Origin of the sequence: Streptosporangium sp. NPDC049248 (assembly GCF_040678965.1) — a bacterium.
Lineage (GTDB): Bacteria > Actinomycetota > Actinomycetes > Streptosporangiales > Streptosporangiaceae > Streptosporangium > Streptosporangium fukuiense.
Map to the genome: position 1 here is coordinate 146,234 of NZ_JBFAQY010000005.1, position 24,602 is coordinate 170,835.

Annotated in this window: 16 protein-coding genes; 9 read left to right on the forward strand and 7 right to left on the reverse strand. The window is 71.6% G+C overall.

Annotated elements, in window-relative coordinates:
• Nucleotides 1–10: 10 nt before the first annotated feature.
• Genes AB0K21_RS12350 through AB0K21_RS12360 form a run of 3 tightly spaced genes read right to left on the reverse strand, consistent with a single transcriptional unit; the run spans nucleotide 11 to nucleotide 5,054 of the window.
• Nucleotides 11–844: an AraC family transcriptional regulator gene (locus tag AB0K21_RS12350; protein ID WP_364149526.1), complete on the reverse strand. Its 834-nt coding sequence runs from the start codon at nucleotides 842–844 to the stop codon at nucleotides 11–13.
• Entirely contained in the window at nucleotides 841–2,727 is a 1,887-nt protein-coding gene (locus tag AB0K21_RS12355) for a protein kinase (RefSeq protein WP_364149528.1), read from the reverse strand. The genes AB0K21_RS12350 and AB0K21_RS12355 overlap by 4 nt, the downstream gene beginning before the upstream one ends.
• Nucleotides 2,728–2,777: 50 nt before the next feature.
• Nucleotides 2,778–5,054, reverse strand: a complete 2,277-nt coding sequence (locus tag AB0K21_RS12360) for a protein kinase (RefSeq protein ID WP_364149530.1) — start codon at nucleotides 5,052–5,054, stop codon at nucleotides 2,778–2,780.
• A 450-nt stretch (nucleotides 5,055–5,504) separates the two neighbouring features.
• Between AB0K21_RS12360 and AB0K21_RS12365 the strand changes: the two genes are divergently transcribed.
• The 5 genes from AB0K21_RS12365 (at nucleotide 5,505) to AB0K21_RS12385 (ending at nucleotide 13,920) form a co-directional block, all read left to right on the forward strand.
• Complete coding sequence (locus AB0K21_RS12365; protein ID WP_364149532.1) at nucleotides 5,505–6,437, forward strand: chorismate mutase; 933 nt, start codon at nucleotides 5,505–5,507, stop codon at nucleotides 6,435–6,437.
• Between the two features lie 97 nt (nucleotides 6,438–6,534).
• A complete protein-coding gene (gene dnaE, locus AB0K21_RS12370) occupies nucleotides 6,535–10,056 on the forward strand; it encodes a DNA polymerase III subunit alpha (protein WP_343968620.1) in 3,522 nt (1,173 codons plus the stop codon).
• Between the two features lie 290 nt (nucleotides 10,057–10,346).
• Nucleotides 10,347–11,693 (forward strand): discoidin domain-containing protein, encoded by a 1,347-nt coding sequence (locus tag AB0K21_RS12375; RefSeq protein WP_343968622.1) that lies wholly within the window; start codon nucleotides 10,347–10,349, stop codon nucleotides 11,691–11,693.
• A 75-nt stretch (nucleotides 11,694–11,768) separates the two neighbouring features.
• The gene (locus AB0K21_RS12380; protein ID WP_343968624.1) at nucleotides 11,769–12,914 is read left to right on the forward strand and encodes an MFS transporter; all 1,146 of its coding nucleotides are present in this window, start codon (nucleotides 11,769–11,771) and stop codon (nucleotides 12,912–12,914) included.
• Nucleotides 12,915–12,954: 40 nt separating this feature from the next.
• Nucleotides 12,955–13,920, forward strand: a complete 966-nt coding sequence (locus tag AB0K21_RS12385) for a hypothetical protein (RefSeq protein ID WP_364149535.1) — start codon at nucleotides 12,955–12,957, stop codon at nucleotides 13,918–13,920.
• A gap of 55 nt (nucleotides 13,921–13,975) precedes the next feature.
• On the opposite strand, the gene AB0K21_RS12390 is transcribed toward AB0K21_RS12385, so the two are convergent.
• Together AB0K21_RS12390 and murA are read right to left on the reverse strand one after the other, a co-directional pair.
• Nucleotides 13,976–16,279, reverse strand: a complete 2,304-nt coding sequence (locus tag AB0K21_RS12390) for a transglycosylase domain-containing protein (protein ID WP_364149537.1) — start codon at nucleotides 16,277–16,279, stop codon at nucleotides 13,976–13,978.
• 70 nt (nucleotides 16,280–16,349) lie between these two features.
• Nucleotides 16,350–17,666, reverse strand: a complete 1,317-nt coding sequence (murA, locus tag AB0K21_RS12395) for a UDP-N-acetylglucosamine 1-carboxyvinyltransferase (protein ID WP_343968630.1) — start codon at nucleotides 17,664–17,666, stop codon at nucleotides 16,350–16,352.
• A 98-nt stretch (nucleotides 17,667–17,764) separates the two neighbouring features.
• Here murA and AB0K21_RS12400 point away from each other — a divergent pair, with 98 nt between their 5' ends.
• Nucleotides 17,765–18,310: a hypothetical protein gene (locus tag AB0K21_RS12400; RefSeq protein ID WP_364149540.1), complete on the forward strand. Its 546-nt coding sequence runs from the start codon at nucleotides 17,765–17,767 to the stop codon at nucleotides 18,308–18,310.
• Nucleotides 18,311–18,325: 15 nt separating this feature from the next.
• Here AB0K21_RS12400 and AB0K21_RS12405 read toward each other — a convergent pair whose 3' ends face one another.
• Together AB0K21_RS12405 and ybaK are read right to left on the reverse strand one after the other, a co-directional pair.
• Nucleotides 18,326–19,783, reverse strand: a complete 1,458-nt coding sequence (locus tag AB0K21_RS12405) for an amidase (RefSeq protein ID WP_343968634.1) — start codon at nucleotides 19,781–19,783, stop codon at nucleotides 18,326–18,328.
• A gap of 87 nt (nucleotides 19,784–19,870) precedes the next feature.
• Nucleotides 19,871–20,371: a Cys-tRNA(Pro) deacylase gene (gene ybaK, locus AB0K21_RS12410; protein ID WP_343968636.1), complete on the reverse strand. Its 501-nt coding sequence runs from the start codon at nucleotides 20,369–20,371 to the stop codon at nucleotides 19,871–19,873.
• A gap of 99 nt (nucleotides 20,372–20,470) precedes the next feature.
• On the opposite strand from ybaK, the gene hisD reads away from it, so the two are divergent.
• The 3 genes from hisD (at nucleotide 20,471) to iscB (ending at nucleotide 24,540) form a co-directional block, all read left to right on the forward strand.
• On the forward strand, nucleotides 20,471–21,775 hold the full coding sequence (hisD, locus tag AB0K21_RS12415; RefSeq protein WP_343968638.1) for a histidinol dehydrogenase: 1,305 nt from the start codon (nucleotides 20,471–20,473) through the stop codon (nucleotides 21,773–21,775).
• A 41-nt stretch (nucleotides 21,776–21,816) separates the two neighbouring features.
• The gene (locus AB0K21_RS12420; protein WP_343968640.1) at nucleotides 21,817–22,902 is read left to right on the forward strand and encodes a histidinol-phosphate transaminase; all 1,086 of its coding nucleotides are present in this window, start codon (nucleotides 21,817–21,819) and stop codon (nucleotides 22,900–22,902) included.
• A 330-nt stretch (nucleotides 22,903–23,232) separates the two neighbouring features.
• Nucleotides 23,233–24,540 (forward strand): RNA-guided endonuclease IscB, encoded by a 1,308-nt coding sequence (gene iscB, locus AB0K21_RS12425; RefSeq protein ID WP_364149543.1) that lies wholly within the window; start codon nucleotides 23,233–23,235, stop codon nucleotides 24,538–24,540.
• The last annotated feature ends 62 nt before the right edge of the window (nucleotides 24,541–24,602 follow it).

The window sequence follows — 24,602 nt, forward strand, 5'->3', positions numbered from 1 at the left end:
ATGTCTGGTTTTAACTTCCGGTCTTGTACGTTCCTGCACGCTGGTACGCGGCGGGGGGAACGCCCACCATCCGTTTGAAGTGCCTGCTCAGGTGGGCCTGGTCGGTGAACCCCACGTCCCCGGCGACCTGCGCGGGAGGCGTGCCCGCCTGGAGCAGCCGCCGGGCACGCATGATCCGCAACGTGTTCAGGTAGGCGTGCGGGGGCAGCCCGGTGGCCGCCTTGAAGGCCCGGATCAGCGCGAACGGCCTGGCGTCGACAGCCCGTGCCAGGTCCTCGATCGTGGGCGGGTCGACGAGCCGCTCGTGCAGGATCTCCCTGGCGCGCCGCACCCCCGGGTCCTGGTCGCTGGAGCGCGCCTCCGCAGGAGGGCGGGCGGCGTGCCGCCGGAGCAGGGCGGCGAAGGCGGTGCGGGCCAGCGTCGAGGAGGCGAGGTCGTCGCCGTGCTCCGCGGCCTGGTGCGCGGCCCGCAGCAGTTCCACGGTGGGCTGGTGGTAGGTGACGGTCTCGGGGAAGCAGGGGGTGCCGCGCCCGGTCAGCACCTCGGCGGCGATCCCGGAGACGAACTCGACGGACGGGTAGAGAACCCGGTAGCTCCACCCCTCGGGGACGCCCGCGTGGCCGTCGTGCGCCTCCTGGGGGTTGAGCGTGCTCAGGCTGCCCGCGCCCGCGCGGTGGCGGGCGCCCCGGTAGCCGAACTCCTCCACCCCGGAAAGGACCAGCGCGATCGCGTAGCTTTCGTGCGCGTGCGGGGTGAAGCGGTGGGTCACGTACCTGGCCTTGAGCAGGTCCACCCCGGGCAGTCCCGGGCTGCGCCAGAAGCGCGCCCTCTCCGGCCCGTTCATGGGCGGAAGGTCCTGGTGAAGCCGTCGAAGAGGGAGCGGTCCCACTCCGACTCCGGGCTCTCCCAGTAGATCGCGTACGGCCGGTCGGCGAGGGTGCGGAAGCCCCGGTCCAGGACGTGCGTGCGGACCCCGCCCCTGAGGTAGGTGAACTCCCAGTCGGCGGCGGGCACCCCCCGGTATCTCAGCGAGGTGATGCCGATCCGCTCGTAGCCCGGCCAGACGTTGTCGGCCCTGCCGGCCCGCTCCACCTTCTGCCAGTGCCTGAGCGGGTCCTTCTCCGGGTCGTCCGTCGACTCGATCCACAGGAAACCGCTCGCCCCGGGGGCGCGGAACTCCACCCGGTCGCGGCCGGAGAACCGCTTGACCTGCCATCCCCTGGGCACCGCGACGGAGAAGCCCATCGGGTCGCGGTGCAGCCGCCAGCCCGCGGGGATCGTCCGGCTCGGACGCGGGGTCACCGTCGGAGTCACCGTCGCCGCCGGGGTGGAGGCCCGGGGTGTCTCGGGCAGGCCGTGACCGGTGTCGGCCGTGGTGTTCTGGGCCCGCACGACCAGCCATCCGCCGACCCCGACCGCCACCACGAGCACGGGGATTCCGGCCAGGAGCGCCAGCCGTCCCGCTCCGCTCCGCCGCACGGGCTCGTCCCCGGTGCCGGTGGGCTGTTCCCGCACCGGCCAGGAGCCCGGATGCGGGTGCTCGTAGCCGTACGCCCCCTGGTCGGGGCGCGTGTGCTCGGCACGGTACGCGGCCGGGGGCTGGGACCGCTGTTCGGGACGGGTGTGCCCGGCCGCGTACGGGGGCTGCTCGGGGCGGGTGTGCGCGGGTGGGTACGGGGGGTTCTGGTGACCCGGCCGCCACCCGCTCCGCGCCGCCTCCGGGTGCGGCTGTCCGAGGTACAGGGGGACGGCGTGTGACGGGTCGGGGTGAGGTCCGGGGGAGCCGTGCGGCTCCCGTCCCGCGACAGGTCCCGCGACAGGTCCCGCTACAGGCCCCGCGACAGGTCCCGCTACAGGCCCCGCGACAGGTCCCGCTACAGGCCCCGCGGCCGGCCCCGAGGAGCCCGGTGAGGACGCGGGACCGGAGGAGGCGCGGTTGAGCAGGGCCTCGGCCTGGTCGGGCGCCATCCGGGCGGCCGGATCCCTGGCCATCAGGCCGAGGATCGCCATCGCCAGGGGGCCCGAACGGGTCATGGGGCTCGGCTCGCCGTGCAGGACGGCCATCATGGTGGCGGCGGCCGTGGGCCGCTCGAACGGAGGCCGGCCCTCGGCCGCCGCGTACAGCGTGGCCCCGAGCGACCACAGGTCCGACTCGGGGGTGGCGGGCAGCCCGTGCAGCCGCTCGGGAGGCAGGAACGCGGGTGTGCCGACCATCCCGCCGGTGCGGGTGATACCGGTCTCCTGCGTCATGGAGGCGATGCCGAAGTCGGTCAGCACCACCCGGCCGTCGTCGGCCAGCAGCACGTTCTCCGGCTTGACGTCGCGGTGCAGCACCCCCGCGGCGTGTGCGGCCCGCAGCGCGCCCAGCACGTGCAGTCCCACCGAGGCCACCCGCTCGGGCGGGAGGGGGCCGTGGACACGGACGATCTCCCCCAGCGACCGGGACCTGACCAGCTGCATGACGATCCAGGGACGCCCCTCCTCCTCGACCACGTCGTGCACGATGATCACGGATGGGTGGTCGAGGCGCCCGGCGGTCCTGGCCTCGCGGATCGTGCGCCGGTTCAGATCGGCGCGGGCGGCCTCGTCGGCCCCCCGGTGACGGACCTCCTTGACGGCCACGATCCGGTCGAGGAGCTCGTCATGGGCTCGCCAGACGATGCCCATGCCGCCCTCGCCGATGTGTTCGAGCAACCGGTAGCGGCCCGCCACCTTTCTCTCCGACATCTCCCCGTCTCCCTCCCAGCCTCCCGAATCGTAGCCGGTAGGGATCCGCCCTACTTTTTCGAGGAGAAGGTCGCGGCGAACCCCTCGAAGTAGTGCAGGTTCTTCTTCCAGTCCTTGGCCAGGGTGTGCCAGTAGATGGCGTACCCCCGGCCGCCCTTGGTGACGAACCCCCGGTTGAGCACCCGGGCCTTGCCCGAACTCATCTGCCAGGTGAACTCCCAGTCGGCGGCCTTCACCATGTAGTCGACCTTCTCGATCTTGATCCGCTTGTAGCCGGGGAAGTTGCCGCGGCTGTACCCCTCCTGGTTCTCCCAGTCCCGCTTGGGGTCGGGGCCCGCGCGGTCGACGTACTCGACGAAGACGAAGCTGCTCCGATCGGGGCCGCGGAACCACACCTGCTGGCCGGGCCGTTTGTCCACGCTCCACCCCTTGGGCAGGCCGATCGAGAAGCCGTTGGAGTCCTTGTGCATCCGCCAGCCGGAGGGCAGGGCGGACTTCTTCTCGGTCTTGGTGGGGGTCGGGCTGGGCGGGGGAGAGGACGTCGGCTCGGGTGAGCCCTGCGGGGTCGTCCTGGCCCCGTCGCTCGGGGCGTTCGGCGCGCCGGAGGTGCTCGGCTTCCCCGAGCCGGCCCGCGCGGCCTCCTCGTTCTCGCGGCTGCGCATGCCGAGCCAGCCGGCGACCCCGCCGACGACCAGCAGCGCGGGCAGGAGCACCAGCAGCCCCCGCTTCAGCTGGGAGCCGCCGCGCTTCTGCGAGGTCAGGGTGGCCGCCTCGTAGTCGTGGTCGGCGTAGGAGGGGGCCACGGGCTCTCGCCGCCGGGCGGGTGCGGGCTCGGCGGCGGGTGCGGGCTCGCTCGCGGGCTCGGCCCTGGGCGAGGGCTCGCGGCCCACCGGCGGGAAGGGGTTGGGCCGCGAGACGGGGACGGGCCTCCGGCGGGCGAACCCCTGCTCGGCCGCGGCGGGAGGGGCGCTCTGGCGGCTCGCCGCGGGTCGCTCCTCGGGCGCGGCGGCGGGCTTCACCTCCGGGGCCGGCACCGGCTCGGCAGCGGTGCCGGAGCTCGCGGCGGACCTCGCCGCCCCGGCCGCCCCGGCTGCCCCGGCCGCGGCTCCGGCGGCCTTGGCGCCGGAGGGTGCCCTGCTGGTGGGCCGGTTCGCCTCGGAGTCGTCCGCGGCCTTCGGAGCGGGGCCTCTCCCGGCGCCGGGGGTGGCCTTGGCGCCGGGCTTCGCCCCCGGCGCCGCCTTCGAACTGCTCGCCTTCGCTCCGGCGCCCGGCTCCTGCCGTACGGCTCCGGCGGGCGGCTCCAGGGTGGCCTTCGGCGGCTCCTCGTCCCGCGCGGGCGCCATCTCGTCCCTGGGCTCGGCGGGTACGGAGTCCAGCTTCGCGCCCGTCTCGGGGAGGGCGCCGGCCTGGAAACGGGCTCCGGGGTCGGTGTCGGCCGCCGGGCTCACGGCGGGCATGACGGTGGGCATGACGGCGGTCCTGGCGGGCCGGTCACGGTTGCCCGCCCCCTCGGCCACCCTGCGCAGCAGCCGCTCCGCCTCCTTGTAGGGCATGCGCAGCGCCGGGTCCTTGCGGAGCAACCCCTCCAGGATCGGGGCCAGCGGCCCGGCGTGGACCGGGGGCTCGGGCTCGTCGTTCAGGACGGCGTGCATGGTGGGCAGCGCACCGCCCCGGTCGTGCGGGGGCTTGCCCTCGACGGCGGCGTACAGGGTCGCGCCGAGCGACCACAGGTCCGACTCACGCTGCGCGGCGCCGCCCTTGATGCGTTCGGGAGGGATGAACGCCGGGGTGCCCGCGATGCCGGTCATGGTCAGCGCGGTCTCGGCTTCGAGCGTCGCGATGCCGAAGTCGGTCAGCACCACCCGGCCGTCGTCGGCCAGCAGCACGTTCTCCGGCTTGACGTCGCGGTGCAGCACTCCCTGGGCGTGGGCGGCGCGCAGCGCCTCCAGCACCTGCAGGCCGATCTCCGCCACCCGCTGCGGCGGCAGCGGCCCGTCCTGCCTCAGCACCTTGCCGAGGGAGCGCGACTCCACCAGCTGCATGACGATCCAGGGACGCCCGTCCTCCTCGACGACGTCGTGGACGACCACCACGTTCGGGTGGGTCAGACGCCCGGCGGCACGTGCCTCGCGCTTGGTGCGCCGGTTGAAGTCCTCCTGGTTGTCCTCGCCGAGCATGTCGGCGTAGCGGACCTCCTTGATCGCGACCTCGCGGTCCAGAAGCTCGTCATGGGCCCGCCACACGATGCCCATGCCACCCCGGCCGATGGCTTCGAGCAGGTGGTAACGGGAGGCGATACGGCGCCCCTCGGGCTGTGCTTCGGCCATCAACCGGCTTACCTCCTTCGGAACCCCCGAATACTCTCATAGCCCAGTAAAGTGATCGACTCACTCGCTGGGGAAAAGTCCATATCCTGAGATGCGCTGTCCAGTACGTGGTGGGTATCCGGTAGATGACCTAAGATTGGGCCTATGACCTGTTGTTTCGTGTTCACCGGCCCGGCCCCGGAGAGACCGGTCGCGACAGCGTGATCTGGTCCGCTGTCCCGCGGATCTTACCGTGGCGAGGGCCGGTCGGGCGGTGTCTCGCAAGACGGAACAGTGAGCCGCGGCGGGCGGGGGAGCGGTGGGCAGGAGATTCGAGGGACAGGGCCCGGCGACCAGCCGGAGCCGGCACCGGGCGGAGACGCGAAGTCTCTGCCTTTTTCATTTAGAACACCTCTTTCCGAACGGCCGCCGGTTCGCGGGACGCGCGCCGGCCGAGCATGGGGGAGCCTCATGTCGACCACCGCACATCTGGAACGCGCAGCGGTAGGGCTGGGCGCGCTCACGGTGGGGACCGGGCCGGCCGTGGTGATAGGCGGCTCCGGTGCGGACGCCCGCTGGATCAGCCTGCGGGACCGGCACGGTGAGGTCCCCGCCGCCGAGTCCGTGGTGGCGGCCCGCGCCGAGGGGGCGGGGCCGCTCCTGGTGGAGCCGTCCTCGGCGGGAGACCTGCCGGTGATCGCCGAGAGCGCGGACGGCGTGGTGGTCGGCGCGGCCTGGATGCGGGATTCGGAGCTGGTGCGCGCCACGGCCAGGCTCGGCTTGCCGGTGCTCGTCCAGCGGGCCTCCTCCGCGACGCTGGAGGAGTGGCTGGCGGTCGCCGGCCACTGCGCGGCGGAGGGCAACGACCAGATCATGCTCTGCGAGAGCGGCCGCGCCCACCCGGACGGCGCCACCTTCGACCTCGCCCTGATGCGCGCCGCGCGGACGAGGTCGGGCCGCCCCGTCCTGGCCGACCTCGGCGCGGACCCCGCGCTGGCCGCCGCCGCGATCGCCGCCGGTGCCGACGGCCTCCTGCTGGATCCCGGCGTCACCGAGCAGGACGCGCTGGCCGCGCGGGAGGCCACCAGGATCGTCGGTGCCGTCACCCGCAGGGAGGAGCCCGACTCGGTGTCCGCCGCCCGCGACGCCATCGACCGGGTCGACGCCGCCCTCGCCGTCCTGCTGGAACGCCGCGCCGAGCTCGCCGGAACCATCCAGCGCCTCAAGCCCGTCGGAGGCTTCGCCGGTCGTGACGCCGTCCGCGAGCGCCAGGTGGTCGCCGAGATGGCCCGCCGCGCCCCCGTGCTGGGCGAGGCCCGGCTCGCCCCCATCATGAACGCCGTCATCGAGGCGGGCCTGCACCTCGCCGAGGAACGCCGCTCGGCGCCCGCCGAGCGAGACTGAGAGGGAGAGACGACCCGAAGCACACGGGTCACTTCGGGAACTCGGATTTGGATACGCTTTCCCCGCCGACGGTGCGACTAGGGGAGGACGGGGCCGCATGTCAGACTCGTTTGTGCATCTGCACGTTCACACGGAGTACTCCATGTTGGATGGAGCCGCCCGTTTGAAGCAAATGTTCAAGCAGGTCGGCGACCTGGGCATGCCCGCCATCGCGATCACCGACCACGGCAACATGCACGGGGCCTACGACTTCTACAAGCAGGCGACCGGGGCGGGGATCAAGCCGATCATCGGCATCGAGGCCTACGTCGCCCCGGCCTCCCGGCACCAGAAGAAGCCGGTGCTGTGGGGCGAGCCGCACCAGAAGCGCGACGACGTCTCGGCGGGTGGCTACTACACCCACATGACCATCTGGGCGAAGAACGCCAAGGGTCTGAGCAACCTGATGAAGCTCTCCTCGCGCGCCTACACCGAGGGCTTCGTCCGTAAGTGGGCGCGGATGGACGCGGAGATCCTCGCCGAGCACGCCGAGGGGCTGATGGCCACCACCGGCTGCCCGTCGGGTGAGGTGCAGACCCGCCTGCGCCTGGGGCAGTACGACGAGGCGGTCGCGGCGGCGGCCAGGTTCCAGGAGTTGTTCGGCAAGGAGAACTACTACCTGGAGATCATGGATCATGGGCTCGACATCGAGCGCAGGGTCCGGGACGGGCTGACCCGCATCTCGCGCGAGCTGGACATCCCGCCGCTGGTGACCAACGACTCCCACTACACCTACGAGTCGGACGCGACCTCCCACGACGCGCTGCTGTGCATCCAGACCGGCAAGCAGCTGTCCGACCCCGACCGCTTCCGGTTCGACGGCAGCGGCTACTACATCAAGAACGCCGACGAGATGCGCGCGGTCGACTCCTCGGACCTGTGGGCCGAGGGCTGCCGCAACACCCTGCTGGTCGCCGAGAAGGTCGATCCGAGCGGCATGTTCGGTTTCAAGAACCTGATGCCGACCTTCCCACTGCCCGAGGGGGAGACCGAGGAGAGCTGGTTCCGCAAGGAGATCTGGCGGGGCATGGAGCGGCGCTTCCCCGAGGGCGTCGACGACGAGCACCGCACGCAGATCGAGTTCGAGATGGGCGTCATCCTGCAGATGGGGTTCCCCTCCTACTTCCTCGTGGTCGCCGACTTCATCATGTGGGCCAAGAACAACGGCATCCGGGTCGGTCCCGGCCGTGGCTCGGCCGCCGGCTCGCTGGCCGCGTACGCGCTGGGCATCACCGACCTCGACCCGCTGCCGCACGGGCTGATCTTCGAGCGGTTCCTCAACCCCGACCGCGTCTCCATGCCCGACGTCGACATCGACTTCGACGAGCGCAGGCGCGGCGACGTGATCAGGTACGTGACGGAGAAGTACGGGGCCGACAAGGTCGCCATGATCGCCACCTTCGGCACCATCAAGGCGAAGGCCGCCATCAAGGACGCGGCTCGCGTCCTGGGCCATCCGTACGCGCTGGGCGACAAGGTCTCCAAGGCGTTCCCGCCCGCGGTGATGGGCAAGGACATCCCGCTCTCCGGCATCTTCGACAAGGATCATCCGCGCTACAACGAGGCCGGCGAGCTGCGCAGGCTGTACGAGGAGGACGTCGACGTCAAGTCGGCGATGGACCTCGGCAGGGGCCTGGAGGGCCTGATCCGGCAGACCGGCGTGCACGCCGCCGGGGTCATCATGTCGGCCGAGGTGCTGACCGACTACATCCCGATCATGCGCCGGGACTCCGACGGTGTGATCATCACGCAGTTCGACTACCCGACCTGCGAGACGCTCGGCCTGCTGAAGATGGACTTCCTGGGCCTGCGCAACCTCACGATCATCGACGACTGCCTGAAGATGATCGAGGCCAACACCGGCGAGCAGATCGACCTGCTCAAGCTGCCGCTGGACGATCGCAAGACCTACGAGCTGCTCGGCCGGGGCGACACCCTGGGGGTGTTCCAGCTGGACGGCGGCGGCATGCGGTCGCTGCTGCGGCTGATGAAGCCCGACAACTTCGAGGACATCTCCGCCGTCGGCGCGCTGTACCGGCCCGGCCCGATGGGCGCCAACTCGCACACCAACTACGCGCTGCGCAAGAACGGCCAGCAGGAGATCGTCCCGATCCACCCGGAGTTCGAGGAGTCGCTGCAGGAGATCCTCGGCACCACGTACGGCCTGATCGTCTATCAGGAGCAGGTCATGGCCATCGCGCAGAAGGTCGCCGGGTTCTCGCTCGGCAAGGCCGACCTGCTGCGCCGCGCGATGGGCAAGAAGAAGAAGGCGGAGCTGGACAAGCAGTTCGAGTCGTTCGAGCAGGGCATGAAGGACAACGGCTACTCCGCGGCCGCGATCAAGACGCTCTGGGACATCCTGCTGCCCTTCTCCGACTACGCCTTCAACAAGGCGCACAGCGCCGCCTACGGCCTGGTCTCCTACTGGACCGCCTACCTCAAGGCCAACTACCCGGCCGAGTACATGGCCGGGCTGCTGACCTCGGTCAAGGACGACAAGGACAAGTCGGCCCTCTATCTCAACGAGTGCCGCCGGATGGGCATCAAGGTGCTGCCGCCGGACGTCAACGACTCCGACTTCGACTTCACGCCGCGCGGCACCGACGTCCGGTTCGGCCTGTCGGCCATCCGCAACGTCGGCGGCAACGTGGTCGACGGGATCATCGCCGCGCGCAGGGAGAAGAGCCGCTTCGCCGACTTCAAGGACTTCCTGCGCAAGGTCCCCATGGTCGTCTGTAACAAACGGGTCATCGAGTCGCTGATCAAGGCCGGTGCCTTCGACTCGTTCGGGCACGTGCGCAAGGGCCTGGTGATGGTCCACGAGCAGGCGGTCGACAGCATCATCGGCATCAAGAAGAACGAGGCCCAGGGGCAGGACTCGCTGTTCGGCGCCGTCGAGGGGGCCGAGGACCAGACCTTCGACGTGCAGATCCCGGTGGGCGAGTGGGACAAGAACACGCTGCTGCAGTTCGAGCGGGAGATGCTCGGCCTGTACGTCTCCGACCATCCGCTCTTCGGCGTGGAGCACATCCTCGCCTCCGGCGCCGACTGCTCGATCGCCTCGCTCCAGGACGAGCACCGTCCCGACGGCCAGGTCGTCACCGTCGGCGGCATCCTGAGCGGGGTGCAGCGCAAGGTCACCAAGAAGGGCGACACCTGGGTGCTGACCCAGCTGGAGGACCTGGAGGGTGCCATCGAGGTGATGATCTTCCCCTCGGCCTACCAGCTCTGCGCGACCGTGCTCGCCGAGGACGCCATCGTCTTCGTCAAGGGCCGCCTGGACAAGCGCGAGGACGTCGGAAAGATCATCGCCATGGAGGTGACGGCTCCGGACCTGACCCGTGAGGCCGGTGGTCCCCTGGCGGTCAGCCTCGCCCTGACCCGCTGCACCCCGCCGGTGGTCGGCCGGCTCAAGGAGGTGCTGACCGCCCATCCGGGCACCACCGAGGTGCACCTGCAGGTGCACAACGGCCCCAAGACCACCATCATGCGCCTCGACGACCGGCTGCGGGTCTCGCCGTCCCCGGCCCTGATGGGCGATCTGAAGCAGCTGCTCGGTCCCGCCTGCCTGGGGGCGTGAGAGCGGGCGCCGAGTCGCCTCCGTGGCACGCCGCCTCCGGGCACATCGCGATGTGCCCAGAGGCGGCGTTGTGTTCCTCCGGTACGCCGGGTTTCGGGTTAGGAAACCTTCCTAACTTCCGTTGACAGCCTCCCCGGCGGCTTGTCACTATGCCGGAGAGTGGCTTGGCGCGGCGTCCCGGAGGGGACGTGACGCGCTCAGCGAGGGATCGTGCTGCCCCGGCCACGTTGTGCACGGCGCCGCGACGGGCGTCGTGATCGTCGTCTCTAGCCCCCACAGGAGACAAGCACGTGTCATCAAGCACGCCTCACCCCGCCCCCCACCGCCTCCTTCTCATCCTCTCTGCGGTCACCGTCCTCCTCGCCGGGGTCCTGGTCACCACCGGCCGCGCCGAAGCCGCCGAGACCCTGCTGTCGCAGGGCAGGCCCGCCTCCTCCTCGTCCAAGGAGGGCTCCTCCTACAGCTCGGGCAAGGCGGTCGACGGCGACCTCACCTCGACCCGCTGGGCCTCCCTGGAGGGCAGCGATCCCCAGTGGATCCGCGTCGACCTGGGGGTGATCTCCCCGATCTCCCGGGTCAAGCTGTTCTGGGAGGCCGCCTACGGCAAGGCGTACACGATCCAGGTCTCCGACGACGCCGCGAACTGGACCACCGTCTACTCCACGAGCAGCGGCGACGGCGGCCAGGACGACCTGACCGGCCTGTCGGGCTCCGGGCGCTACGTCCGCATGCACGGCACGGTCAGGGGCACCTCCTACGGCTACTCCCTGTACGAGTTCCAGGTGTTCGGCGGCGGCACCTCCACCCCCGGCCCCACCCCGACGGTGACTCCGGGCGACACCTTCGTCGTCGCGGCCGCCGGTGACATCGCGGCCCAGTGCACCGCGAGCTCCAGCTCCTGCGCCCACCCCAAGACGGCGGCACAGGTCCAGGCGATGAACCCCGAGTTCGTCATCACCATGGGCGACAACCAGTACGACGACGCCCGGCTCTCGGACTTCCAGAACTACTACGACAAGACGTGGGGCAAGTTCAAGAGCAAGACGCGCCCCGCCGTCGGCAACCACGAGACCTACGACCCGGCCGGGACCTACGCGGGATACAAGGGCTACTTCGGCTCCATCGCCACCCCGCAGGGCAAGACCTACTACAGCTACGACCGGGGCAACTGGCACTTCATCGCCCTTGACTCCAACTACTTCGACCAGACGGCCCAGATCAACTGGCTCAAGGCCGACCTGGCCGCGAACACCAAGGGCTGTATCGCCGCCTACTGGCACCACCCGCTGTTCAGCTCCGGCGAGCACGGCAACGACCCGGTCGGCAAGCCGGTCTGGAAGATCCTCTATGCCGCCGGAGCCGACCTGGTGCTCAACGGCCACGACCACCACTACGAACGGTTCGCCCCGCAGAACCCCGACGCCCAGGCCGACCCCAAGGGCATGGTGGAGATCCTCGGCGGCATGGGCGGCGCCTCACCGTACGGGATCACGAACGTCCAGCCCAACAGCCAGAAGCGGCTGGTGGACGTCTACGGCGTGGTCAAGATGACCTTCGCCCCGGCCGCGTTCTCCTGGCAGCTGATCGGCACCGACGGTTCGGTCAAGGACACCGGCCCCACCTACGCCTGCCACTAGATGTACGTCTCGGCAAGCCGGACCGCGGACGGAGCACGTCCGCGGCCCCGGTTCTCCCGGGCCGTCCCCGGGAACGTGTTCGCGCTCGGGGCGGTCAGCCTGGTCACCGACATCTCCTCGGAGATGGTCACGGCCGTGCTGCCGCTCTACCTGACGCTCTTCCTCGGTCTCAGCCCGTTGCAGTTCGGCCTGCTCGACGGGCTCTCCTTCGGCGTGACGGCGCTGGTCCGCCTCGCCGGGGGCAACCTCGCCGACCGGTGGCAGCGGCGCAAACTCATCGCCGGGATCGGGTACGGGCTGTCCGCGCTCTGCAAGCCGGCCCTGCCGGCGGCGGGCGGCTCGGTCGCGGCGCTGAGCGCGGTGATCGCCGTCGACAGGACCGGCAAGGGACTGCGCACGGCCCCGCGTGACGCGCTGATCTCGCTGAGCGTCCCGGCCGGCAAGCTCGGTCAGGCGTTCGGCGTGCACCGGGCCATGGACACCGTCGGCGCGCTGCTCGGCCCGCTGGTGGCGTTCGCCGTCCTGACGGGCACCGGCGGGGCCTACGACGCGGTGTTCGTGGTCAGCTTCTGCGTGGCCGCGCTCGGCGTGCTGCTGCTGGTCATGTACGTCCGTGACCGGCGCACCCCGCTGTCCGCCCCGCGCCCGGCCACCTCGCCGCGCGCCGCGCTGGGACTGCTGCGCGACGCGGCGTTCCGGCGGGTGTGCGTGGTGGCCGCGGTTCTCGGCCTGGTCACCGTCGGGGACGCGTTCGTCTACCTGCTGCTGCAGAGGCGCGGCGGGATCGACGCGGTGTACTTCCCGCTGTTGTCGATCGGCACGGCCGCCGTCTACCTGCTGCTGGCCGTGCCCGTCGGGCGGCTCGCGGACCGGCTGGGCCGGGTGCCGGTCTTCCTGGCCGGGCACGCCGCCCTGATCGTCGCCTACCTCGTGCTGCTCGGACCGGGATGGCTCGTCGCGGTGCTGATCCTGCACGGGACCTTCTACGCCGCGACCGACGGCGTGCTGATGGCCGTGGCCGGGCCGATGCTCCCCGAGCACCTGCGTACGAGCGGCCTGGCCCTGCTCCAGACCGGTCAGGCGACGGCCCGGTTGCTGTCATCCGTCCTGTTCGGCGCCGTCTGGACGGCGTGGGGAAGCACCCAGGGACTGGCCGTCATGGCGGCGGGCCTCGCGGCCTGCGTGCCCGGCGCCTGGTTCGTGATGAGGAGGTACCTGTGATGTCGCTCCCGGTGTCGCCACTTCGGGCGGGGAGGCGGTCGTGACCCCGGTCAGGCGCCTGCCGGCGCTGCTCGTCGCGGTGGCCGTCCTCGGCGGCACGGCGGCCGGCTACGCGGCCTGGGCCGCACGCCGCGACCCCGTCCCGGTCTCGGCCCCGGCGGCGGACGGCGGAGTACTCCGTCCCGGGCGGCTGATGTTCCGTACGGCCGCCGGCCAGGTCGCCGGGGTGCCGCTCGGCGACACCTCGGCCCTGCCCGCCGCCGCGGGTCCGGTCTGTGACCGGTTCTCCACGGCGGGTGGCACCTCGATCTGCCTGGTCGCCAGGCCCGGGGCGCTGGTCAGCACGGACGCGGTGATCCTCGACCGCTCCATGCGGGAGACCCGGCGGATCAGGCTGGCCGGGATCCCGAACCGGGCGCGGATGTCGCAGAGCGGCCGGATGGCGTCGTGGACCGTGTTCGTCACCGGCGACTCCTACAACGAGGGCGGCTTCTCCACCTGGACGGGGATCCTCGACACCCGCACCGGCTATGCCGTGACCAACATGGAGGACATCCCGCTGACCCTGAACGGCCGCCGTCACCACGCGGTCGACGTGAACTACTGGGGGGTGACCTTCGCCGCCGACGACAACCGGTTCTACGCGACCCTCGCCACCGGCGGGAGGACCTATCTCGTCGAGGGCGACTACGCCGACTGGCGGGTGCGGGCGCTCAGGGAGAACGCCGAGTGCCCGTCGCTGTCTCCCGACGGGACCCGGCTGGTGTTCAAGAAGCGGGTCTCCGCCGACCCGCGCCGGATGTGGCGGCTCCACCTGCTGGAGCTGTCGACGATGCGGGAGACACCGCTGGCCGAGACCGCGAGCATCGACGACCAGGTCGCGTGGCTCGACGGGCGTACCGTGATGTACGCCAAGGGGCCGGACGTCTGGTCGGTCCCCGCCGACGGATCCGGTGCCCCGGCCCCGCTGGTGAGGGGGGCGTCGTCCCCGGTCGTGTTCCGGTGACCACGACCGGCCAGGCCCAGGTCGTCCGGCGGCGGCCGGACGACCTGGGCCGGTCCTACCACGCGTCGCCGGGCGGCAGGCCGCCTCCTCTTTCCTCGTCGTGATCCTCCGAGGCCGCGGCCCGGGGGAAGCCGTGGTCCCGAGGGAAGCCGTGGTCCCGGGGGAAACCGCGGTTCCGGAAGAAACCGCGAGGCCGGCGGGGCCCGTCCGCGTGGGCGTCCTCCCCGTCACGGCGCCCCCCATTACGGCGCTTGGCCTTCTCGGCCTCCTCGGCCTCCTTCAGGCCCGGGGTGAACCCACCGCCGAAACGGCCCATGTCCGGCTGGTGGAAGGAACGCGGCGAGACGTCCCGCAGGGCGGCGGACATGGACGACACCCAGATCGGCCCCGGCAGGGAGGCACCCTGGACCGCTCCGTAGTACTCGCCGCCGATCTCGACGTCGCGCAGCGGGTAGCGGTAGGAGCCGCGGATGTCGCCCACGCTGACCGCCGCGGCCAGGTCGGGGGTGTAGCCGGCGAACCAGGCCGACGTGTAGCCGTTGTTGGTGCCGGTCTTGCCCGCCGCCGGGCGGCCGATGCTCTGACCGGTCATGGTGCCCTTGGTGAACACCCCGGACAGCAGGTAGTTGACCGCGTCGGCCACGTCGCGCTCGATCGCCTGCGCGCAACTGGGCGGGACGCGGAAGTGCCTGCCGTTCCGCTCGACGATCTCGACGATGGACAGCGGACGGCAGTAGCGGCCCCGCGCCCCGAACGCGGCGAACGCCGCCGCCACGGTCACCGGGTCCATCTCGTTCACCCCCAGGGTGAAGGTCGGCACCTCCCGCAGCGGGGCGCCGTCGGCGCGGGCGATGCCCATCGCCTTGGCGGTCCTGACGACCGGGCACAGGCCCACCCGCTGCTCCAGCATCATGTAGAAGATGTTCACCGACTTCCAGGTGCCGGTGGACAGGCTCTGCGGGCCGCCCTTGCCTTCGCCGCTCGCGTTGAAGATCTCCGCGCCGGGGTCGTTGACCTTGCGGCCCCGGCAGTCCCTGAAACCGCTGTCGGGCACGAAACTGCCGGGCGTCATGAACCCCTGGTCGAACCGCCAGCCCTGGCCGAGCGCGGTCGCCAGGGTGAACACCTTGAACGTCGACCCGGCCTGGAATCCCTGGCCGCCTCCGTGCGCGGTGTCGGCGACCAGGTTGTAGGTGGTGCGGGGGCCGTTGTTCCTGTTGCCGCTGTTGAGACCGTACTTCTTGCTCGCCGCCATGGCCCGGATCCGCCCGGTGCCAGGCTGGATCATGGCCTCGGCGGCGACCTCGGTGTCCTTGGTGCCGACGCGCGCGGCGATGGCGCGTTCCGCGGCCCGCTGGGCCCTCGGCGCCAGGGTGGTGCGGAGCACCAGCCCGCCCCTGGCCAGGCGGCGCTCCCGCTCCGCGCGGCTGTGGCCGAAGACCGGGTTGGTCAGCAGCTCCCTGTGCACGTACAGGCAGAAGTAGGGATAGACGCTCCCGTCGCAGCCGCCGGGCTGCGGCTGCAGCCGGAGGTTCAGCGGCCGTCTCATGGCGGCCTCCGCCTGGGGCCGGGGGACGTACGACAGCTGGGCCATCCGCTCCAGGACGATGTCCCTGCGCTCTCGCAGCCTCTTCCTGCGCGCCGCGTCCAGCGACGGGTCCGTGGCGTACGGGGTGCGGACCGCGCCGGCCAGTGTCGCCGCCTGCGCCAGGGTCAGCCGGGAGGCCGCGACCGAGAAGAACCGCTGGGCGGCGGCCTCCACCCCGAAGGCCCCCGCGCCGAAATAGGCGATGTTGAGGTAGCGCTCCAGGATCTCGGCCTTGGTGTACTTCTTCTCCATCGCCAGCGCGTACCGCAGCTCGGTGATCTTGCGCTGGATACTGGGCGCGCGGGCCTGGGCGCGTTCGGTCTCGGTCTCGGAGTTCTCGACCAGGATGTTCTTCACGAGCTGCTGGGTGAGCGAGGAGCCGCCCTGGCGCACCCCGCCCGCCTTGGTGTTGGTCACCAGGGCGCGCAGGGTGCCCTTGACGTCCAGGCCCGCGTGCTCGTAGAAGCGCGAGTCCTCGATCGCCACGATCGCCTCACGCATGACGGGGGCGACCTGGTCGAGTCGTACGACGGTCCGATTCTCCGTGTAGAACTGGGCGAACCGCCTGCCGTTCCGGTCCAGGAGCACGGTGCGCTGGGCGAGCGGGTTCTCCCGGGGGCTCGGCGGCAGGTCAGTCAGGGTTCTCGTGACGTTGTTGACGGTGATCCCCACCGTGCCGACCAGCGGCAGCGCGGCCAGGGCGGCCAGCAGCCCGCCGAGCACCCCGCAGGCCGCCAGAACGCGCAGGCACGCGCCGGGTCCGCGTCTCACCTCCGGGTGCGATGTCACACAAGGTAACGTGCAACCGGATGATCACCCATAAACACCCGGTTGCCAATCCTTACCCGTCCTGCACCTTTTCTCGACTGATCTTCAGCCCGAGAGAGGCGAACTGCTCGAACGGCCGGTGGTAGCCCCGCTCGATGTGGTGCACCCCGCGCAGCGTGGAGACACCCTCCGCGGCGGCCGCGGCCAGCACGGCGGAGAACCCGGCCCGGATGTCGGGCAGCGTCACGTCGGCGCCGCTCAGCCTGGACACGCCGCGCACGACCGCCGAGTGCTTGGCGTTGGTGTCGTGGTAGCGGCAGGCCGGGCCGCCCAGGCAGACGTCGAACACCTCGATCTCGCAGCCCATCTTCTGCAGGGCGGGCACGTAGACCAGGCGGTTCTCGAACACGGTCTCGTGCAGCACCGACATGCCCTGGGCCTGGGTGAACAGCACCATCAGGGGCGTCTGCCAGTCGGTCATGAACCCCGGGTGCGTGTCGGTCTGCACCGCGGCGGCCCGCAGCCCGTGCGGCGCCGACGCCGACAGGTAGTCGTCGGTGATGTCGACCTCGGCGCCCATCCTGGCCAGGGTGGTGATCGCGGTGACCAGCCGGTCCTGCGGGCAGCCGTGCACCCGTACCTGGCCGCCGGTGATCAGACCGGCCGCCAGGTAGGAGAACGCCTCGATACGGTCCCCGTTGAGCCAGGTGGAGGCGCCGTGCAGGCGCTCCACCCCCTCGATCACGATGCGCCGGTCCGGGCTCAGCTCTATGCGCGCGCCCATGCGCTGCAGGAACAGGGCGAGCTCCACCACCTCGGGCTCCATCGCCGCGCCCTTCAGCACGGTCTTGCCCTCGGCCAGCACCGCGGACATCAGGATCGTCTCGGTGGCGCCGACGCTGGGGTAGGGCAGTTCGAGCCGGGTGCCGCGCAGCCGTTTGGCCTTGGCGTACACGCCGGTGTCGCTCACCTCGACCTCGGCGCCCATCGCGCGCAGCGCCTCGACGTGGAAGTCGACGGGCCGGCGGCCGATCGGGTCGCCGCCGACCAGCGGCACGAACGCCTCGCCCGCCAGGTGCAGCAGCGGGCCCAGCATCAGGATCGGGATCCGGTTGAGGCCGGTGAACGCCGCCGGGACGTGCGGGTTGACCTGCTCTCCGGGAGCGACGGTGATCTCCCCGGAGCTGATCTCCACGTCGATGCCGAGCGCCCTCAGCATCTGCGCGGTGATCCCCACCTCGCCCACGTCCGGGGCGTTCTGGATCGTGCTCTCACCGGTGCCGAGCATCGCGGCGACCATGTGCTTGGAGACGCCGTTCTTGGAGCCGCGGACCTCGACGTCACCGCGGAGCGGCCCGGAGGGTTCGATCAACCATGCCTCTTCGTTCACCCCGTAAGCGTAACGGGATTCGGTCGGGACCTCGGGTGGCGCCGGGCGGGCGGATGGGTAACATCGGGCACATCTGCACAGAGGGTGAGGGGGCCGTGGTGCGCGCTGTGCGTGACTTCGTGATCACCGTGCTGGTGCTCGCCCTGGCCGGAGCCGGCGCCGGGATCCTGTGGTCGCTGGCCGCGCCGCGCCCCCCGTACGTCATGACGGGCAAGGGGCCGCTGCTGGCCGATCCCTCCACGCAGGCGCTGATCGCCGCCGACGGCTGGTTCGCCGTCATCACGGGCGTGCTCGGGCTGGTCTGCGGGGTCATCGGCTACGGCGTGTCGCGCGGGGGCCGCCCGCTGCCGGTGGTGGTGGGCCTGGCCGCGGGCGGCCTGCTCGGCGCGCACCTCACGCTGCTGGTCGGCGAGGCGGCCAACCTCGGCGCGGTGAGCGTCGTCGCCTCGGGGAGCTCCGTGCCGCTGGTCCCGGGGCCGCTGGCGCTGACCGCCAGGGGCGTGCTGTACGCGTGGCCGACGCTGGCCGCCGGCGCCTTCTTCGTCCTGGAGGGCGTCGCGGGCTACCGCGACTCGCCGCTGCGCCATCCGTTCGGCGGCGACCCCTACGGGCCGCTGCCGCCGCACGACATCGACGGCCGGTAGGCGCGGCGGCCGCGGTCAGCGGGGCGGCCTGCGCGCGCCGTGCCCGGTGGCGCGCTCGAAGGCGTGGGCCAGCCGGAGCACCGCCATGTCGGCGAAGGGGCGCCCGACGATCTGCACACCCACCGGCAGCCCGTCCGAGGTGAACCCGCACGGCACCGACGCCGCCGGTGCGTGCAGCACACTGATCCAGTAGGCCGAGCGCATCCACGCCAGGTAGTCGGGCAGCGCCTGCCCGTTGATCTCCGAGACGTGCGGGGCGTCCACCGGGAACGGCGGTACCTGACTGACCGGGGCGATCAGGAAGTCGTACTCGTCGAAGAAGGCGTCCATCCGCCGGTAGAGCCCGCTGCGCAGCCGTTCGGCGCGGGCCAGGTCGGCCCCGGTCACCTCGCGGCCCCGCTCGACGTTCCAGCGCACGTTCGCCCCCAGGCGCTCCTGCGGCAGGTCGCCGTAGCAGAGCGCGTAGTACCACGCCCGGTAGATCCGGAAGGCGTCCTCGGCGTCCGACAGGTCCAGCTCCACCCGCTCCACCCGCGCGCCCAGCTCCGCGAGCACGGCCGGGGCGTCCGCGGTGACCTTGGCGGTCTCCGCGTCGACGGGCAGCCCGCCCAGGTCCGGGCTCCAGGCCACGCGCAGCCCGGTCAGGTCCGCCTCCAGCGGCCCGGCGAAGACGGTGCCGCTCTCGGCGATCGACAGGGGGGAGGAGGCGTCGAACCCGGCGATCGCGCTCATCAGCAGCGCCAGGTCCCCGGCGGTACGGGCCATCGGCCCCGGCACGCCGAGGGTGAACCAGGCCGCGACGGCCGACGGCGCCGGCACCCGCCCGGGGGTGGGCCGCAGCCCCGCCACGTTGCAGAAGGAGGCGGGGTTGCGCAGCGAGCCGCCCATGTCGGAGCCGTCGGCCAGCGCCACCATGCCGGTGGCCAGCGCGGCGGCGGCCCCGCCACTGCTGCCCCCGGCCGACCTGGTCGGGTCGTAGGGGTTGCGGGTGGCGCCGAAGATCTCGTTCACGGTGTGCGAGCCGGTGCCGAACTCCGGGGTGTTGGTCTTGCCGACCGTGATCGCCCCGGCCTCGCGCATCCGCCGCACGATCGGCGCGTCGGTGTCGGGGACGTGGTCGGCGAAGAGCGGCGAGCCGTACGTGGTGCGGATCCCCGCGGTGTCGGCCAGGTCCTTGTGCGCGACCGGCAGCCCGTGCAGCGGTCCCCGCCAGTGGCCGCGGGCCAGGTCCCGGTCGGCCTCCTCCGCCTCCCGCCTGGCGCGTTCGGCGGTCAGCGTGACGATCGCGTTGACCGCCGGGTTGACCTCCTCGATCCGCCGCAGGTGCGCCTCCAGCAGCTCGACCGCGCTGACCTGCCTGGTGCGCAGCAGTTCGAGCATCTCGGTAGCGGTCAGGTAGTGCATCTGTCCCCCGATCGGTACGGCCTGTCGCAGAAGAGTCTGGCCGAACGTCGCCGCGTGCCGCCTCGGCAACCTTCGACAGGACCGCCCGGGGACCTCCGGCCCACCTTGTGCGGCGGGCCGGGGCCTGGCCGGCTCCCCTCCGGCGGAAAGCCTTCGCTAGCCGCTCTTGCCGATGGGCGCGGTGACGGCTCCGGTGAGGCGTACCAGCTCCGAGGGGGAGGTCTCGATCTGCAGCCCGCGCCGGCCGGCGGAGAAGTAGATCGTCGGAAAGTCCAGCGCGGAGGCGTCGACCACGGTCGGCAGGCGCTTGCGCTGTCCCAGCGGGCTGATGCCGCCGACCACGTAGCCGGTCACCCGCTCCACCTTGGCCGCGTCGGCCATCGCGGCCCGCTTGCTGCTCAGCGCCGCCGCGAACGCCTTGAGATCGAGTTTGCCCGCCACCGGCACCACCGCGACGGCCAGCCCGCCCTCCACCTCGGCCACCAGGGTCTTGAAGATCTGCCCGTACGGCACGCCGAGGGCGTCCGCCGCCTCCTCGCCGTAGGCCTGCGCGTTCGCGTCGTGCTCGTAGGGGTGCAGGGTGAAGTCGGCTCCCGCCTGGGTCAGGGCCACGGTCGCGGGGGTTCCCTGACCGCCCTTGCTCTTGCTCTTGCTCACGGGGAGAGCGTAGCGGCTGGTTAAAATCTACATAGTAAAGGCACTGTCCGGATAATGGACGCGACGATACCGGGTGGCGGACCTCCGTAGACTGAACGAGTGATTTCGCGTACCGACCTGCGAGGCCCTCTGCCCGAGGACCTTCGCGACGTGCTGCCCCGCGCCGACCTCGACGTCGAAGCCGCCCTGGAGAAGGTGCGGCCCATCTGCGACGACGTGCATCATCGTGGGGCCGCCGCGGTGCGGGAGCTGACCGCCAGGTTCGACGGCGTCGAGCTGGAGTCCACCCGGGTGTCGGCCGAGGCGATCTCCGGGGCGCTGCAGGGGCTCGACCCGAAGGTCAGGGCGGCCCTGGAGGAGTCGATCCGCCGCGCCCGCCTCGTCCACCGTGACCAGCGGCGCACCGACGTCACCACCCAGGTCGTGCCGGGCGGCACCGTCACCGAGCGCTGGGTGCCCGTCGACCGGGTGGGGCTGTACGTCCCCGGCGGCCGGGCGGTCTACCCCTCCAGCGTGGTCATGAACGTCGTCCCGGCCCAGGAGGCGGGGGTGGCCTCCCTGGCGGTCTCCTCGCCCGCGCAGCGCGAGTTCGGCGGCCTGCCGCACCCGGCCATCCTGGCGGCGTGCGCGCTGCTCGGCGTGGACGAGGTCTACGCGGTCGGCGGCGCCCAGGCGGTGGCGATGTTCGCCTACGGCACCGAGGAGTGCCCGCCGGTCACCATGGTCACCGGCCCCGGCAACATCTGGGTCGCCGCGGCCAAGCGCCTGCTCAAGGGTCGTATCGGCATCGACTCCGAGGCGGGTCCGACCGAGATCGCGATCCTCGCCGACTCCACGGCCAACCCGGTGCACGTCGCCGCCGACCTGATCAGCCAGGCCGAGCACGACACGATCGCCGCCGCCGTGCTGGTCACCGACTCGATGGAGCTGGCCGAGGCCGTCGAGCGGGAGCTGCCCCGGCAGGTCGCCGCCACCAAGCACACCGAGCGGATCACCGAGGCGCTCTCCGGGCGCCAGTCCGGCATCCTGCTGGTCGACGACATGGAGGCGGGGCTGCGCGTCGTCGACGCCTACGCCGCCGAGCACCTGGAGATCCACGCCGCGGAGGCGTCCGCGCTGGCCGCCCGGGTCCGCAACGCCGGGGCGATCTTCGTCGGGGCGTACGCGCCGGTCTCGCTGGGCGACTACATGGCCGGTTCCAACCACGTGCTGCCCACCGGCGGCTGCGCCTGCCACTCGTCGGGACTGTCGGTGCAGACGTTCCTGCGCGGGGTGCACGTCGTCGACTACAGCCGTGAGGCGCTGGCCGGTGCCGCCGCCCACGTGTGCGTGCTGGCCGACACCGAGGACCTGCCGGCGCACGGCGCGGCGATCAGGGCGCGGTTCGCCTGGGAGGTGCCCTAGTGAGTGCCCTTCCCTTTCCGGTTCGAGGTGGAGATCCCGTCGTGAAGCTCGAAGACCTGCCGATCCGAGACGATCTCCGGGGGCGCACGCCGTACGGTGCCCCCCAGATCGACGTCCCGGTGAGGCTCAACACCAACGAGAACCCCTACGGGCCCTCGGCCTCGCTGGTCGCCGAGCTGGCGGAGGCCGTACGGGGCGTCACCGCCGACCTCAACCGCTACCCCGACCGCGACGCGCTCGACCTGCGTCGGGAGCTGGCGGGCTATCTCGGTCACGGCCTCGCCGTGGAGCAGGTCTGGGCCGCCAACGGCTCCAACGAGGTGCTCCAGCAGATCCTGCAGGCCTTCGGCGGCCACGGCCGCGCCGCGATGGGCTTCGAGCCGTCCTACTCGATGCACCCGATCATCACCACCGGCGCCTCGACCGAGTGGATCTCCGGGGCGCGTGAGGACGACTTCGGGATCGACCCGGGCAAGGCGGTCGCCGCGATCGAGGAGCACCGGCCCGACGTCGTCTTCCTGACCTCGCCCAACAACCCGACCGGTACCGCCCTGGACCCGGAGGTGATCGCCCGGATCGTCGAGGCGGCGCCGGGCATGGTGGTGGTGGACGAGGCCTACTTCGAGTTCGCCCGTACCGGCACCCCGTCGGCGCTGACCCTGCTGCCGGACAACCCCCGGCTGATCGTCACGCGGACGATGTCCAAGGCGTTCGCCATGGCCGGCACCCGGCTCGGTTACCTGGCCGCCCATCCGGCGGTGGTCGAGGCGTTGCTGCTGGTCCGCCTGCCCTACCACCTGTCCACGCTCACCCAGACGGCGGCGCGCGTCGCGCTCGCCCACCGCGCCGAACTGCTCGGCGCCGTCGACGAGCTGCGGGCCGAGCGCGACGCCGTGGTGGACTGGTTGCGCGCCCGGGGGCTGAAGGTCGCCGACTCGGACGCCAACTTCGTGCTGTTCGGGCTGTTCCCGGACCGGCGCGCGGTGTGGCAGGGCCTGCTGGAGCGCGGGGTGCTGATCCGCGAGGTGGGACCGCCCGGCTGGCTGAGAGTGTCCATCGGAACGACAGAGGAGATGGCGGCGTTCCGCGCCGCCCTGGAGGAGATCCTGTCAACGACCCCCTCCTGAGGGAGGGGGCTTGAGGTGCAGCGATGCGCTTGACAAGCCCCGCGTTGACCAGCCCTGGCCATCAGCTCAAGGAGGTGCGTTTTGATGGCTACGTTGAACACGAGATCGCAGACCCACCGGCGGGTGCTTCCTCAGCCTGCCGCTCTGGAATCCGTGGGAGCAGACACGCCCGGGGGTGGGCACGAAACGGCTCACGGACACCGCCTCGCGGCGGTACCTGGTGTTCGACCTGGGCGAGGGGAGATCGAGCGGACCGGCACCCGGTCCGCTCGGCGTCACCCCGAGGGCGCTTCGGCGTCCGAGGGAGTGAACCGTGAGGTTCATCCGGCCGTGTTCGTCCTGGACGCCCACGGTCACCCGCTCGACCCCTGCCACCCCGCCCGGGCCCGTCGCCTGCTGGCGGCAGGGCGAGCCGTGGTGGCCCGTCACACCCCGTTCGTCATCCGTCTCAAAGACCGGTCGGCCGCCGACTCCACCGTGGCAGGCGTGCAGGTCGGTATCGACCCCGGCTCCAAGCACACCGGTCTGGCCGTGTTCACCGGCCATGAGGGGAGCCGGGCCGGACGGTATGTGATCCAGCTTGACCATCGGGGCGCGCTGATCCGTGACAGGCTCACCTCGCGGGCCGCGTACCGGCGAGGTAGGCGGTCGCGGAACCTGCGTTACCGCTCCCCCCGGTTCCTCAACCGCACCACACCGAAAGGATGGCTCGCGCCGTCGCTGCGACACCGCGTCGAGACCACCATGTCGTGGGTGGCGCGGTTGACCCGGTGGGCGCCCGTCACCGCCGTCCACGTAGAGAAGGTCTCCTTCGACACCCACGCCCTGTCGGCCGGGAGGCCGCTCGAAGGAGCGGAATACCAGCAGGGCACCCTCGCCGGGTACGAGGTCCGCGAATACCTGCTCGCCAAATGGGAGCGCACCTGCGCCTACTGCGGCGCCAGCGACGTACCGCTCAACCTCGACCACATCCACCCCCGCAGCCGGGGCGGCTCCGACCGCGTCAGCAACCTCACCCTGGCCTGCATCCCGTGTAACCAGACCAAGAGCGCCGCCCCCGTGCAGGAGTTCCTCAAGGACAAGCCCGCCCTGCTGACGAAGATCCTCAAGCAGGCGAAGGCTCCGCTGCGGGACGCCGCCGCCGTCAACGCCACCCGATGGGTGCTGTGGCGGGCACTGGAGGCGACCGGCCTGTCCGTTCACACCGCCTCGGGCGGTCGTACGAAGTGGAACCGCTCGCGCACCGGCGCGCCGAAGTCGCACACGTTGGACGCGTTGCACGTCGGCGAACTGGAGACCGTGACCGCCTGGCCGTCCACGGTCCTGGTGGTCACGGCGACCGGGCGCGGCGCCTACGCCCGCACCACCCCCGACCGATACGGGTTCCCCCGCCTTCTCCGGTCACGGATCAAACTGCGCCGCGGCTTCCAGACCGGCGACCTGGTCCGGGCGAACGTTCCGGCGGGTAAGAAGGCCGGGGTCCACACCGGGCGAGTCCTGGTCCGCTCCTCCGGCTCGTTCGACATCACCACCCGGCACGGTCGCGTCACCGGGATCAACCACCGGCACGTCCGCCACCTTCAGCGCGCGGACGGCTACGGCTACACGACTCAGAAAGAAGCTGATCGAAATGACTGACCGGTCAGGGCACGCTCGGGCCTGGGCGGCACTCCCGCTCCCAATGCCTCCCCGGCCTGAAG